Here is a 14,513-nt window from a genome sequence, read left to right on the forward strand (position 1 = left end):
AATTCCCGGGCCCCGGCCTCTCATTCCCAGGCCGTCAGCGGGCCGCCCAAAGCTCCGAAGAGCGGCCCGGAAGCCGTATCCCATCTCCGGATTGCCCCTTGTTCAGCGCTCTCCTAGACTTGGATGCACCATGGATATGTTGTTTGACCCCTACGCCGACGGACCCTTCCAAGCTGCCTCCAAGGCGGGGGCGCCCACCAAGTCCCCTGCCGGATCAGCCGCCGGGAACGGAATCGCGGCCCCAGGTGCGGCCCCCGGCTCAGGCCCAGGTGCGGCCCCCGGCTCGGCCCACGGCGCGGCGCCCGGTTTGGGAGCGGACCCGGCCTACGCGGGAGATTCTGCTGGCTGGGACCGTCCGGCCCTGCCCTCCGCGGAGGAGCTCCTGGAGGGGCTCAACCCGCACCAGGAGGAAGCCGTCAAGCACGCCGGCAGCGCCCTGCTGATCGTCGCCGGCGCCGGCTCGGGCAAGACCCGGGTGCTCAGCCACCGGATCGCCTACCTCATCGCCACCCATCGGGCGCACCATGGCGAAATCCTGGCCATCACCTTCACGAACAAGGCCGCGGCCGAAATGCGCGAGCGCGTCGAGGCCCTGGTCGGCGGCCGTGCCAAGACCATGTGGGTCTCCACCTTCCACTCCTCCTGTGTCCGGATCCTGCGGCGGGAGGCCAAAAACGCGGGCCGTAACTCCAACTTCTCCATCTACGATTCCGCGGATTCGCTGCGCCTGATCACGCTCGTGGCAAAGAACCTGGAGCTGGACCCCAAGCGGTTCGCGCCCAAGGCCATCCAGCACAAGATCTCGGCGCTCAAGAACGAGCTGATCGACGCCGACAGCCACTCCTCCAGCGCCAACTACAACGACCCCTTCGAGCGGGCCGTCGCCGAGGTCTTCGCCGGCTACACCCAGCGCCTGCGCCAGGCCAACGCGATGGACTTCGATGACCTGATCGCCGAGACCGTGTACATGTTCCGGGCCTTCCCGGCGCTCGCGGATTCCTACCGGCGCCGCTTCCGGCACGTCCTCGTGGACGAGTACCAGGACACCAACCACGCCCAGTACGCCCTGGTGCGCGAGATCGTCGGCGAGGGCCCCGGCGCGGCCGAGCTCACCGTCGTCGGCGATTCGGACCAGTCCATCTACGCCTTCCGCGGCGCCGATATCCGCAACATCGTGGAGTTCGGGAAGGACTACCCGGACGCCCGCACCATCAAGCTGGAGCAGAACTACCGCTCCACCCAGAACATCCTGAGCGCTGCCAACTCGGTCATCTCCCGCAACCCCAACCGGCCGGAGAAGCGGCTGTGGACCGCGGAGGGCGAAGGCCACAAGATCATCGGCTACGTCGGTGAGAACGAGCACGACGAGGCACAGTTCATTGCCAAGGAGATCGACCGCCTCCAGGATGAGGACGACCTCCGCCCCGGCGACGTCGCGATCTTCTACCGGACCAACGCCCAGTCCCGCTCCATCGAGGACGTCCTTGTCCGCGTCGGGCTGCCGTACAAGGTGGTCGGCGGGACCCGGTTCTACGAGCGCAAGGAAATCAAGGACGCGCTCGCCTACCTGCGCGTGCTGGTCAACCCGGACGACGACGTCAACCTCCGCCGCATCCTCAACGAACCCAAGCGCGGCATCGGCGACCGTGCCGAAGGCGCCGTGGCGGCCCTCGGCGAGCGGGAACGGACCTCCTTCATGGCCGCCGCCCGCCGCGCCGAGGAGGCGCCCGGCATGGCCACCCGCTCCGTCAACGCGGTGCTGGGTTTCGTGAAACTGCTCGATGACCTGGCCGAGGTGGCCGCCGGCTCCGGCGCGGCCGCAGCCCTGGAAGCCGTGCTGGAACGGACCGGCTACCTCGCCGGGCTCCGCTCCAGCACCGATCCCCAGGACGAATCCCGGGTGGAGAACCTGGCGGAACTTGTCGCCGTCGTGCGCGAATACGAACGTGACAACCCCGAAGGTTCGCTGGGCGCCTTCCTGGAGCAGGTGTCCCTCGTGGCCGACGCGGACCAGATCCCCGATGCGCCGGCGGGGACCGCCGACGACCTGGCCGCCGCCGTCGCCGAGGCCAAGCGCCTGGGCGTCGTCACGCTGATGACGCTGCACACGGCCAAAGGCCTGGAGTTCCCCGTGGTGTTCCTCACCGGCATGGAACACGGGCTGTTCCCGCACCAGCGCTCCGCGACGGATCCCAAGGAACTGGCCGAGGAGCGCCGGCTGGCCTACGTGGGCCTGACCCGGGCCCGGAAGCGCCTGTACCTGACGCGCTCCGAGGTGCGCAGCATGTGGGGCCAGAGCCAGTACAACCCCGCGAGCCAGTTCATCGAGGAGATCCCCGCCGGGCTCGTGGAATGGAAGCGGGAAGGCTCCAGCCGCCAGGCCGGCGGCTGGGGGAGCGGCGCCCCCATCGGTTCAAGCCGCTACGGGGGATCCTTCTGGGGGGCCGGCACCGCCCGAGGCGCCGAGGCCAGCCCGTCCGCAGGGTTCAACGCCGACGTCCCGGCCGCCATCGCGAAGAACCGGGTCCAGCCACAGAAGGAGATTGTGGCCGTCAGCGTGGGCGACAAAGTCAACCACACGAGCTTCGGCAACGGGACCGTCCTTGCCGTGGAGGGCGCGGGGGACAAGTCCGTCGCGAAGGTGAAGTTCGACGTCGGCGAGAAGCGGCTCCTGCTCCGCTACGCCCCGCTTACCAAGCTGGACGCCTGAGCGCGGGGGCGGTCAAATTCCCCGTAATCTAGGGGTTTTTCTACGTTCCATAGAATAGTGTCCTTCCTCACATAACAGGTACTCTGGAACGGGCCGGTCCGCAGGAAGGACTAGAGTTCCGAAAGGAGTATTGCGCCGTGTGGCTCGTTTCCAAGCCTGTCGCAGGGTGCGTTTATTCCGCAGCCCGGTAACCGCGAGTACGCGGGGTCCGGCTGTACAGAAACTACTTCGACGTAGAAGGACACTAACCCGTGGACCTGTTTGAATATCAGGCGCGCGATATGTTCGAGGCGCACGGTGTACCCGTGCTTGCTGGCATCGTGGCGTATACCCCTGAAGAAGCAAAGGCAGCTGCCGAGAAGATCGGCGGCGTAACTGTCGTAAAGGCGCAGGTCAAGGCCGGAGGCCGCGGCAAGGCCGGCGGCGTCAAGGTCGCCAAGACCGCCGATGAGGTGTTTGAACACTCCACCAACATCCTCGGCATGGACATCAAGGGCCACACCGTTCACAAGGTGATGATTGCCCAGGGCGCGGATATCGCCGAAGAGTACTACTTCTCCGTCCTGCTGGACCGGGCCAACCGCAACTACCTGGCCATGTGCTCGGTTGAGGGCGGCATGGAAATCGAGGAGCTCGCCGTCGAGCGCCCCGAGGCCCTGGCCAAGATCGCGATCGACCCGGCCGTCGGCATCGACCAGGCCAAGGCCGACGAAATCGTTGCCGCTGCAGGCTTCGCCGAGGAACTGCGCGGCAAGGTCGCCGGCGTGATCCTGAAGCTCTGGGATGTTTTCAAGAAGGAAGACGCCACCCTCGTTGAGGTCAACCCGCTGGTCCTGACCGGCGCCGGCGACATCGTCGCCCTCGACGGCAAGGTCTCCCTGGACGAGAATGCCGGATTCCGCCACCCGCACCACACGGCGCTCGAAGACAAGGACGCCGCTGACCCGCTGGAGGCCAAGGCCAAGGCGCAGGACCTCAACTACGTCAAGCTGGACGGCTCGGTGGGCATCATCGGCAATGGTGCCGGCCTGGTCATGTCCACCCTGGACGTCGTTGCCTACGCCGGTGAGAACCACGGCAACGTCAAGCCCGCCAACTTCCTGGACATCGGCGGTGGAGCGTCCGCCGAGGTCATGGCTGCCGGCCTCGACGTCATCCTGGGCGACGAGCAGGTCAAGTCCGTGTTCGTCAACGTCTTCGGCGGCATCACCGCCTGTGACGCCGTGGCCAAGGGCATCGTCGGCGCACTGGCCGAGCTGGGTTCCTCCGCGAACAAGCCGCTGGTCGTCCGCCTCGACGGCAACAACGTCGAGGAAGGCCGCCGCATCCTGGCCGAGGCCAACCACCCGCTGGTTACCCTGGCCGCCACCATGGACGAGGGCGCCGACAAGGCTGCCGAGCTCGCCAACGCAGCGAAGTAAAGGGACCCGACTATGTCTATTTATCTGAACAAGGACTCCAAGGTCATCGTCCAGGGCATCACCGGCGGCGAAGGCACCAAGCACACCGCCCTCATGCTGAAGGCGGGCACCAACATTGTCGGCGGCGTCAACGCCCGCAAGGCCGGCACCTCGGTCCTGCACGGTGACAAGGACATCACCGTCTTCGGCACCGTCAAGGAAGCCATGGCGGAGACCGGGGCCGACGTGTCCATCGTCTTCGTGCCGCCGGCCTTCACCAAGGACGCCGTCGTCGAAGCCATCGAGGCCGGCATCGGCCTCGTCGTCGTCATCACCGAAGGCGTGCCGGTCCAGGACTCTGCCGAGTTCTGGGCCCTGGCACAGTCCAAGGTCGACGCCGGCGGCAAGCAGGTCACCCGCATCATCGGCCCGAACTGCCCCGGCATCATCACACCGGGCGAGGCCCTCGTCGGCATCACCCCGGCGAACATCACGGGCAAGGGCCCCATCGGCCTGGTGTCCAAGTCGGGCACCCTGACCTACCAGATGATGTACGAACTGCGCGACCTGGGCTTCTCCACCGCCATCGGCATCGGCGGCGACCCGGTCATCGGCACCACCCACATCGATGCCCTCGAAGCCTTCGAAGCCGACCCGGAGACCAAGGCGATCGTCATGATCGGCGAAATCGGCGGCGACGCCGAAGAGCGTGCCGCGGACTACATCAAGGCCCACGTCACGAAGCCGGTTGTCGGCTACGTGGCAGGCTTCACCGCTCCGGAAGGCAAGACCATGGGCCACGCAGGCGCCATCGTCTCCGGCTCCGCGGGCACCGCCCAGGCCAAGCAGGAAGCCCTCGAGGCTGCCGGCGTCAAGGTCGGCAAGACGCCGTCCGAAACCGCCAAGCTCCTGCGCGAAGTCCTCGCAGCGCTCTAGGCTCCAAGCACCACAGCACCACAGCAACGCGGGGTCACTTACGGCCCGTCCCACCCGGTGGGATGGGCCAAAAGTGACCCCGCGTTGTTTGTTTAAGTACAGCACGACGGCGGCCGCCCACCTTCCCCGGGAAGGTGAGCAGCCGCCGTCGTACTGTGTTCCGGCCGGAATCCGGCCCTAGACCTTGGCGCCGCTGAGGAGCTCCTCGAGCCGTTCGTAGCCTTCGGACATGCCGCCCTCCATGCCGGACTGCGCCATGCCGTCGCGGGCCTCCATGCTGGGGTAGACCGCATGTCCGCGCAGCCGGCAGCGGCCGCCGCCGAGGTCCTCAAAGGTCATGGACTCGATGCTGACGACGTCCGGGTAGCCGTCGAACTCGAAGGTCTGGATGGCGAACTCATTCTCCCGGACCGTGTGGAAGACGCCGCTGAAACGGTAGGCGCCGTCCGGGCCGGTGTGGGTGTAGCGGTAGCTGCCGCCGGTGCGGAAATCGTAGTGGTCGATGTCCATCTTGAGGCCGCGCGGGCCGAGCCATTGGGAGACGAGCCCTGGTTCCTTGTGCGCCCGGAAAACGTCGGCGACCGGGAAATCGAACTCGCGCTCAAAGTCGATGAAGGGCAGGCCCTCCGGGACAGTGAGTTTCAGTGCGTTGCTCATGATGCGTCCTTTGCCTGTGTGCCGCGTGCGGCGGCACGGGATTGAAGCACGGCGTCGAGGCTGCGGTACTGCCCCTCGCGGACCAGCCGGTACTGGTCGATCCAGGCGGTGAGGGCCTCCAGCCGTGCGGGATTCAGGTGGACGGGCCGGCGCTGGGCGTCACGGGTGCGGGTGACCAGCTGCGCCTGCTCGAGGACCTGGATGTGTTTCGAGACCGCCTGTTTGGTGATCGCGAACGGTTCCGCCAGTTCATTGACGGTGGCCGGGCCCCGGCTGAGCCGGGCGATGATGCGGCGACGGACGGGGTCGGCGAGGGCCAGGAAGGCCGCGTCCAAGGTGCCGTCGTCGGAGTTCATCGTGCTGCAGGCCTTTCAAGATCAGTGATCAACTAATTCATTGATCAACCATCTAGTTGTTAAAGCCTACTCCCCCCGCTGGCGGCGCGGAAGGCCTTTCGGAGATTTGTCCTTGCGATCATCCTGTCAAGATTGTTAGTATGTCAGGACAAAGTTTCTAGGGAGATGAAATGCCATTAGTGCGAATCGACGTCAATGAAGGCCGCAGCGCCGAACAGTTGCGAGAACTAAGCCAGGGGATCCATGACGCGATCCTCGCGGAGTATGGAATCCCGGAGCGGGACTACTTCCATGTCCTGACGGAGCACGCGCAGGGCCAGATTTTCGCCCAGGATGCCGGGCTCGGCTTTGAGCGCACTCCCGACGTGGTCATGATCCAGATCTTTACGCAGGGCGGCCGGAGCCAGCAGGCAAAAGCGAGTCTGTTCGCGGCCATTGCGGCCAGGCTCGCTGATGTGGGCGTTGCGGGCGAGGATGTCTTCATTGGCTACGTGGAAAACACGGCGGGCGACTGGTCCTTCGGATTCGGCCGCGCGCAGTACGTTACGGGGGAGCTGGCGGTCCCGCGGAAGTAGTCCATGCCGTGTCATCGCGGCTGGCAATGAACCGCAAAGTGCGCCAAATGCAAGTTGTAAATATGTCAGAACAAACCTTTGACAGGACATGAATTCTGGTGCAGAGTAGTGGATGTGGCCCCGCTCACGCGAGGTCCGCCCAGGCGCCGGGCCCACGCCCGCAGAGGTACACAGTCTCAACAGAAAGGTCCACGATCACCGTGACCCACGAATTGCTCACGATCGGGCGCATCAGTGTTGATATCTACCCGAACGACATCGGGGTGGACCTCGCGGACGTACAGTCCTTCGGCAAGTATCTCGGCGGCTCCCCGTCCAACGTTGCCGTCGCTGCCGCACGCCACGGGCGCCGTAGCGCCGTTATCAGCCGCACCGGCGACGACGCCTTCGGCACGTACCTCCACCGTGAACTGCGCAAGTTCAAGGTGGACGACACCTTCGTTACTCCGGTCAAGGAATGGCCCACCGCGGTCACCTTTTGTGCCATCATGCCGCCGGATGATTTCCCGCTCTACTTCTATGGGCGTTTCCCCACGGCGCCGGACCTGCAGATCAAGGCCGCGGAGCTGGACCTGGACGCCATCCGGGACGCCGGCATTTTCTGGTCCACCGTGACCGGGCTCTGCCAGGAGCCCAGCCGTGAGGCGCACCTGGCCGCGCACGCAGCCCGCCCGCGCACCGGCCTCAAGGACGGCCAGTTCACCATCCTGGACCTGGACTACCGCCCCATGTTCTGGGCCTCCGAAGAGGAAGCCCGGGCCCAGGTCGCCAAGATCCTGCCCCATGTCACGGTGGCTATCGGCAATGACAAGGAATGTGCCGTCGCCGTGGGTGAGGGAACCCCGGACGAGCAGGCGGACCGTCTGCTGGCCGCCGGCGTGGAGATCGCCGTCGTCAAGCTTGGGCCGGAAGGCGTTATGGCAAAGACCCGCACCGAACGCGTTGTCTCCGCGCCAGTCCCGGTGGAGACCGTCAACGGCCTCGGTGCCGGCGACTCGTTCGGCGGGGCCTTCTGCCACGGACTGCTGTCCGGCTGGCCGCTGGCCCAGGTCCTGGATTACGCCAACGCCGCCGGCGCCATTGTGGCCTCCCGCCTCTCCTGCGCCGATGCCATGCCGACGCCGGAAGAGGTCACCTCGCTGCTGGCCGAACGTGGCCGTCTGGCTCCGGGGCAGTTTCTTCCCGGCCAGCACGCCCCCGAAGGAGCAGCACTGTGAGCCTCTACGCCTCCCAGCCGACACCGGCCCCCACGGCCGCGGACGACGATCCCCGCCGCTACGAGCACCTGAGCACCATCCGCCTGGAGGATCCGGACGCAATCGCGCGGGCGGCGAAGGCCCGCCGCCGCCATCCCGGCCCCAAGTACGGCCGGCAGAACTTCATTGTTGCCGCCGACCACCCGGCCCGCGGCGCCCTCGCCGTGGGAAACGATCCCGTGGCCATGGCGGACCGCCGTCAACTGTTGGACCGTCTCCAGATTGCGCTGGCCAATCCGCTCGTTGACGGCATCCTGGCCTCTCCGGACATCATGGACGATCTCCTCCTGCTGGGTGCGCTCGACGGGAAGCTGGTCTTCGGATCGATGAACCGCGGCGGCCTCTCCGGCCTGGTCAACGAGTTCGATGACCGCTTCACCGGCCACACGGCCGCCGCGCTGGAAGCGCTGGGCGCCGACGGCGGCAAGATGCTCACGCGGATCTGCCTCGGGGACCCGGACACGGTGTCCACGCTCGAAGCCACAGCGAAGGCCATCGATTCGCTTGCCGAGCGAAAGCTGATCGCCATGGTGGAGCCCTTCCTCTCCGTCCGTGAACACGGCAAGGTCCGCAACGACCTCTCCACCAACGCCGTGATCAAGTCCATCGCCATCGCCGAAGGCCTTGGCTCCACGAGCGCCTACACCTGGATGAAGCTGCCGGTGGTGGCCGACATGGAGCGCGTCATGGCGGCCACCACCATGCCGACAGTGCTGCTGGGCGGGGACCCGGAAGGAACGCAGGACGAGGTCTTCGCCAGCTGGGAGGCCGCTTTGGCCCTCCCCGGTGTCCAGGGCCTCACCGTGGGCCGGACCCTCCTGTATCCGCAGGACGGCGACGTCGCCGGAGCCGTGGCGACCGCCGCCTCCCTCCTGAACGGCACGCCCGCCCGTAACCGCACCGCAGAAGCATCGGAGTGACCCATGTCAACACGCAGAATGACGGTCGCGCAGGCCGTCGTGGAGTACCTGTCCAGGCAGTACACCGTTGACCGGGTCGGCGGCCAGGATTACCGCGAACGGCTGATTCCGGGCACGTTCGGCATCTTCGGCCACGGCAACGTCGCCGGCGTCGGCCAGGCCCTCAAGCAGTACCAGCAGCTGGACCCGACCATCATGCCGTACTACCAGGGCCGCAATGAGCAGGCCCAGGTCCACCAGGCCGTGGGCTACGCCCGGCACACCCGCCGGCGGCAGACCTTCGCCATCAGCACCTCGATCGGACCGGGCTCGACCAACCTGCTCACCGGCGCGGCGCTGGCCACCACGAACCGGCTGCCCGTGCTGCTGCTGCCCAGCGACACGTTCGCCACCCGCGCCGCGGACCCCGTGCTGCAGCAGCTGGAACGCCCGGACGCCTACGACGTGACCGTCAACGATGCGTTCCGGCCGCTGTCCAAGTTCTTCGACCGGGTCTCACGCCCCGAACAGCTGTTCTCGGCGTTCCACCACGGCCTGCGCGTCCTGACGGACCCGGCCGAAACCGGCGCCGTCACCATTTCGCTGCCGCAGGATGTCCAGGCCGAAGCCTTCGACGTGCCAGAGGAGTTCCTGGCCGAACGCGAGTGGCGCATCCGCCGCCCGGACGCCGACGACGAGGACATCCGCCGCGCCGCCGAGGCCATCCGCGCCGCGAAGCGCCCGCTGATCATCGCCGGCGGCGGCGTGCTGTACGCCTACGCCAACGTCGAACTGGCGAAGTTCGCCGAGCTGACCGGCATCCCGGTGGGCAACACCCAGGCCGGCGTCGGCGTCCTGCCCTGGGACCACCCGTTCTCCCTCGGCGCCATCGGCTCCACCGGCACGACGGCGGCCAACGCCATCGCTGCCGACGCGGACCTGATCATCGGCATTGGCACCCGCTACGAGGACTTCACCACCGCCTCGCGGACCGCGTTCCAGAACCCGGACGTGAAGTTCATCAACATCAACGTCGCACCGATCGACGCCTACAAGCACGGCACCGCCCTGCCCATCGTTGCCGACGCCCGCAAGGCCCTGGTCAAGCTGAACCAGGCCCTGGGGGGCTACCGCATCGGCGCGGACCTGGAACAGGCCATCGCGGCCGAGAAGACCCGCTGGAACGCCACGGTCGATGAAGCCTACGATACCCGGTTCACGCCGCTGCCGGCCCAGAACGAGATCATCGGCGCCACGAACCGCGCCATGGACGCCCAGGACGTGGTCATCTGCGCCGCGGGCTCACTCCCCGGCGACCTGCACAAGATGTGGCGCGTCCGGGACGCGTTCGGCTACCACGTCGAATATGCCTACTCCTGCATGGGCTACGAAATCCCGGGCGGTCTCGGCGTCAAGCGCGCGGCGCTGGCCGAAGCCGCTGCGGGCGGCGCGCAGCGCGACGTCGTCGTCATGGTCGGGGACGGCTCCTACCTGATGATGCACACCGAACTCGTCACGGCCGTCGCCGAGCGGATCAAGCTCATCGTCGTCCTGATCCAGAACCACGGTTACGCCTCCATCGGCTCGCTCTCCGAGTCCCTGGGTTCCCAGCGCTTCGGCACCCAGTACCGTGCCCTGGATGAGGAGCACCACAGCTTCGACGAAGGCGAACGGCTCCCGGTGGACCTAGCCCTGAACGCCGAAAGCCTCGGCGTGAACGTCATCCGGATCGAACCGGGGGAGAAGGTCATCGCCGAACTCGAACAGGCCATCCGCGATGCCAAAGCCGCTCCGGAACGCGGCGGCCCGATCGTGATCCACGTTGAATCCGATCCGCTGCTGGACGCCCCCGGCTCCGAATCCTGGTGGGACGTTCCGGTGTCCCAGATCTCGGAACTCGAATCCACCCGGCGGGCTTTCAAGACCTACACCGACCACAAGAACCGCCAGCGCAAGCTGCTGGGCTGAATCCCTTCAGAAGCTGAACCCCTTCAGTAACAGACCAAGGAAGTCCATTATTATGTCGACGACGACCACCACCAAGACCATCCACCACTTCATCAACGGCGCTGAGACCGCCGGCGAGGGCGACCGCACCCAGCCCGTCTACAACCCGGCCACCGGCGCCGTCTCCGCGGAGCTGCGGCTGGCGAACCGGGCGGACCTGGACGCCACCGTTGCGGCCGCCAAGGCGGCTGCGGCCAGCTGGGGCGACATCTCCCTCGCCAAGCGCACCGCCGTGCTGTTCAAATTCCGCGAACTGGTCGCCGCTCATGTGGACGAGCTCGCCGAGCTGATCACCGCCGAGCACGGCAAGGTCCTCTCCGACGCCAAGGGAGAAATAGGCCGCGGCCTGGAAGTCATCGAGTTCGCCTGCGGCATTCCGCAGCTGCTCAAGGGTGACTACTCGGACCAGGTCTCCACCGGGATCGATGTCTTCTCGTTCCGCGAGCCCCTCGGCGTCGTTGCGGGCATCACCCCGTTCAACTTCCCGGTCATGGTGCCGCTGTGGATGGCGCCGATGGCCATCGCCACGGGCAACGCCTTCATCCTCAAGCCCTCCGAGCGCGATCCGTCCGCCTCCATGCTGCTGGCCAGGCTGTGGAAGCAGGCCGGCCTGCCCGACGGCGTGTTCCAGGTCCTGCACGGCGACAAGGAAACCGTCGACGGGCTCCTGACCCACCCGGACGTCGACGGCATCTCCTTCGTCGGCTCCACCCCGATCGCCAAGTACGTGCACGAGACAGCCACGGCGCACGGCAAGCGTGTCCAGGCACTGGGCGGGGCGAAGAACCACGCGATCATCATGCCCGACGCCGATTTGGACAGCGCCGCGGACCACCTGGCCGCCGCCGCCTTCGGTTCTGCCGGTGAACGCTGCATGGCCATTTCCGTTGCTGTCGCCGTCGGCGACGCCGCCGAACTGCTGGTCAAGAAGGTCGAGGAGCGTGCCCTGGCCGTCAAGGTCGGCAACGGCACCGCCCCCGGCGCCGAAATGGGTCCGGTCATCACGCCGGCCTCCAAGGAACGGATCGTCAGGATCGTCACCGAGGCCGAGCAGGCCGGTGCCGCCATGGTGGTGGACGGCCGCGACCTGGTGGTCCCGGGCCATGAGGACGGTTTCTGGGTGGGCCCCACCGTCCTGGACCACGTCAAGGCGGAGATGACCGCCTACACCGAGGAAATCTTCGGGCCCGTCCTGGTGGTGGTCCGGGTGGACGACCTCGATGCAGGCATCGCCCTCGTCAACTCCAACCCCTACGGCAACGGCACCGCCATCTTCACCTCCTCCGGCGCCAACGCCCGCAAGTTCCAGCGCTCCGTCACGGTGGGCATGATCGGCATCAACGTGCCGCTGCCCGTCCCCGTGGCCTACCACTCCTTCGGCGGCTGGAAGGCATCAATGTTCGGCGACAAGCACATGTACGGCCCGGAAGGCGTCTCCTTCTACACCCGCGGCAAGGTGGTCACGTCCCGCTGGCCCGAACCGACCCACGCCTCGGGTGCCTCCTACAACTTCCCGTCGCACGCCGACGACAGCCACGCCGTGCGCCACGACGGCATCGCCGAGGGTCTCCCCGACGAGCTGGCCGGGGGAGAGGACGCTGTCCCCGGACGCGCCGATGACGACACTGAAGGACGCGGCCGGCGGGACTGAACGACCTCCTACAACTTCCCCTCCAACTGACCACTCGCCCCGCGAGGAAGACTCGAGAAAGACAACGCTGTCATGACTGAAGTAGAGAACAAGCTGATCATCGGCACCGCGCCGGACTCCTGGGGCGTCTGGTTTGCGGATGACCCCAAGCAGACCCCGTGGGAGCGGTTCCTCGACGAGGTGGCCGAAGCCGGCTACAAGTGGATCGAGCTCGGCCCCTACGGTTACCTCCCCAGCGATCCCGCCCGGCTGGCCGAGGAACTCAAGCAGCGCGATCTGAAGGTCACCGCCGGCACCGTGTTCACCGCCTTCCACCGCGGCGTGGACCAGTGGGAAACGGCCTGGGAGCCGGCCCGCAAGGTTGCAGAACTCACCGCAGCCATGGGCGGCGAGCACATCGTGGTCATCCCGGCCATGTGGCGCGACGACGTCACCGGCGAAGCCGTGGAGAGCGGCGAGCTCACCGAGCAGGCCTGGAGCGACCTGTTCAGCGGCCACAACCGCCTCGGCAAGACGCTGCTGGAGGACTTCGGCCTGAAGCAGCAGTTCCACTCGCACGCAGACTCGCACGTGGGGGCGCAGGAGGACATCGAGACCCTGCTGGCCGCCACGGATTCCAAGTACCTGAACCTGTGCCTGGACACCGGCCACGCCGAATACTGCGGCGCGTCCAGCCTTGAGCTGATCAAGAGCTACCCGGACCGGATCGGCTACCTGCACCTGAAGCAGATCAACCCGGACATCCTCCGGAAGGTCAATGCGGAAAACATGACCTGGGCCGCCGCCAACCTGGCCGGCGTCATGACCGAACCGCCCAACGGGCTGCCGGACCTGCGCGCCGTGATCGAAGCCGTCGAGGCGCTGAACCGGCCCATCTTCGGCATCGTGGAACAGGACATGTACCCGGTAGCCTTTGATGTCCCCATGCCGATCGCCAAGCGCACCCGCAACTACCTGCTCTCCTGCGGCTCCCGCACCGCCGTCAACTAGACGCGGCTTGCTCAAACCTCCCGAAACCAAAGGAAAGAACAATGACTGAAACCCTTCGCGTAGCCGTCATCGGCGCCGGCCGTATGGGCGCAGACCACATCCACCGGCTCAACACCCGCATCCACGGCGCGGAAGTTGCCGCCGTCGTCGACGTCGACCTCGCCCGTGCTCAGGCGGCCATCGAAGGCATCCCGGGCGCCGTCGCCCTCGCCGATGCCGACGAAGCACTCAACAACGGTGACGTCAACGCCGTGCTGATCGCCACCCCCGGATTCCTGCACGAGGAAATCCTGCTCAAGGCGATCGCCAAAGACATCCCGATCCTCTGCGAGAAGCCGCTGACCCCGGGTGCCGAGTCCGCCTGGAAGATCGTCGAGGCCGAAGAAAAGCTGGGCCACAAGCGCATCCAGGTCGGCTTCATGCGCCGCTTCGACGCTGAGTACGCCGCCCTGGGCAAGATCATCCGCGACTCCGAGCTCGGTGAACTGCTCATGCTGCACCACCAGCACCGCAACCCCACCACCCCCACGGGCTTCACCAATGAGATGCTGATCAACGACTCCGTGGTCCATGAATTCGATGCGATCCGCTACTTCACGGGCGAGGAAATCACCTCAGTCCAGGTCCGCCTCGGCAAGGCCACCAGGAACGCCCCGGCCGGCCAGCACGACCCGCAGCACGTCCTGATCGAGACCGAGTCCGGCGTGCTGGCCGATGTCGAGATCTACGTCAACGCCAAGTTCGGTTACGAAGTGGCAACCCAGGCCTCCTTCGAGGACGGCATCGTCAGCATCGGCGGAGACAAGGGGCCGTACACGCGCACCGCCGGCCGCTGGGGCGGCACCGTCACCCCCAGCTTCGAGGAGCGCTTCGGCCCGGCATACGACGTCGAAATCCAGTCCTGGGTTGACGCTGCCCGGCGCGGCGAAATCGGCGGCCCCACCGCCTGGGACGGCTACGCCACCGCGGCCTGCTGCGAAGCCGGCGTGGACGCGCAGAAGAACGGCGAGAAGGTCGCCGTGAAGCTGAACGCCAAGCCCGCCCTCTACCGCTAGACGCGAGCCAAGCCGCAATTC

11 protein-coding genes and 1 pseudogene are annotated in these 14,513 nt (G+C 66.8%); 10 read left to right on the forward strand and 2 right to left on the reverse strand.

All coding sequences use genetic code 11. The features are described 5' to 3' along the window. The first annotated feature begins 136 nt into the window (after window positions 1-136). The 3 genes from pcrA (at window position 137) to sucD (ending at window position 5,046) form a co-directional block, all read left to right on the forward strand. Window positions 137-2,710 carry a DNA helicase PcrA gene (gene pcrA, locus J9611_RS16805; protein WP_372447809.1) on the forward strand — a complete coding sequence of 858 codons (2,574 nt, stop codon included), beginning with the start codon at window positions 137-139 and terminating at the stop codon, window positions 2,708-2,710. Window positions 2,711-2,961: 251 nt separating this feature from the next. Further along, entirely contained in the window at window positions 2,962-4,131 is a 1,170-nt protein-coding gene (sucC, locus tag J9611_RS16810) for an ADP-forming succinate--CoA ligase subunit beta (RefSeq protein WP_211881780.1), read from the forward strand. 12 nt (window positions 4,132-4,143) lie between these two features. Then, complete coding sequence (gene sucD, locus J9611_RS16815; protein ID WP_211881783.1) at window positions 4,144-5,046, forward strand: succinate--CoA ligase subunit alpha; 903 nt, start codon at window positions 4,144-4,146, stop codon at window positions 5,044-5,046. Window positions 5,047-5,223: 177 nt separating this feature from the next. Here sucD and J9611_RS16820 read toward each other — a convergent pair whose 3' ends face one another. Both J9611_RS16820 and J9611_RS16825 read right to left on the reverse strand, forming a co-directional pair. After that, on the reverse strand, window positions 5,224-5,703 hold the full coding sequence (locus tag J9611_RS16820) for an SRPBCC family protein (protein WP_211881785.1): 480 nt from the start codon (window positions 5,701-5,703) through the stop codon (window positions 5,224-5,226). Then, window positions 5,700-6,059, reverse strand: a complete 360-nt coding sequence (locus J9611_RS16825; protein ID WP_211881786.1) for an ArsR/SmtB family transcription factor — start codon at window positions 6,057-6,059, stop codon at window positions 5,700-5,702. The genes J9611_RS16820 and J9611_RS16825 overlap by 4 nt, the downstream gene beginning before the upstream one ends. 170 nt (window positions 6,060-6,229) lie before the next feature. On the opposite strand from J9611_RS16825, the gene J9611_RS16830 reads away from it, so the two are divergent. The 7 genes and pseudogenes from J9611_RS16830 to J9611_RS16860 all read left to right on the forward strand — a co-directional run bounded on the left by J9611_RS16830 (window position 6,230) and on the right by J9611_RS16860 (window position 14,492). After that, window positions 6,230-6,634, forward strand: coding sequence for a tautomerase family protein (locus J9611_RS16830; RefSeq protein WP_211881788.1), 405 nt, complete (start codon window positions 6,230-6,232; stop codon window positions 6,632-6,634). Window positions 6,635-6,834: 200 nt separating this feature from the next. After that, window positions 6,835-7,851, forward strand: a complete 1,017-nt coding sequence (gene iolC / locus J9611_RS16835) for a 5-dehydro-2-deoxygluconokinase (RefSeq protein WP_211881790.1) — start codon at window positions 6,835-6,837, stop codon at window positions 7,849-7,851. After that, window positions 7,848-8,810, forward strand: a complete 963-nt coding sequence (locus J9611_RS16840; RefSeq protein WP_211881792.1) for a Cgl0159 family (beta/alpha)8-fold protein — start codon at window positions 7,848-7,850, stop codon at window positions 8,808-8,810. The genes iolC and J9611_RS16840 overlap by 4 nt, the downstream gene beginning before the upstream one ends. Window positions 8,811-8,828: 18 nt before the next feature. Continuing rightward, window positions 8,829-10,757, forward strand: a complete 1,929-nt coding sequence (iolD, locus tag J9611_RS16845; RefSeq protein WP_211881830.1) for a 3D-(3,5/4)-trihydroxycyclohexane-1,2-dione acylhydrolase (decyclizing) — start codon at window positions 8,829-8,831, stop codon at window positions 10,755-10,757. Between the two features lie 52 nt (window positions 10,758-10,809). After that, window positions 10,810-12,318, forward strand: a pseudogene (locus J9611_RS16850) (CoA-acylating methylmalonate-semialdehyde dehydrogenase); the annotation flags it as partial. Window positions 12,319-12,519: 201 nt separating this feature from the next. Then, entirely contained in the window at window positions 12,520-13,437 is a 918-nt protein-coding gene (locus tag J9611_RS16855; RefSeq protein ID WP_211881794.1) for a sugar phosphate isomerase/epimerase family protein, read from the forward strand. Between the two features lie 41 nt (window positions 13,438-13,478). Beyond that, window positions 13,479-14,492, forward strand: a complete 1,014-nt coding sequence (locus tag J9611_RS16860; protein ID WP_211881796.1) for a Gfo/Idh/MocA family protein — start codon at window positions 13,479-13,481, stop codon at window positions 14,490-14,492. Window positions 14,493-14,513: the final 21 nt, after the last annotated feature.

Origin of the sequence: Pseudarthrobacter albicanus, assembly GCF_018224015.1 — a bacterium.
Taxonomy (GTDB): Bacteria; Actinomycetota; Actinomycetes; order Actinomycetales; family Micrococcaceae; genus Arthrobacter; species Arthrobacter albicanus.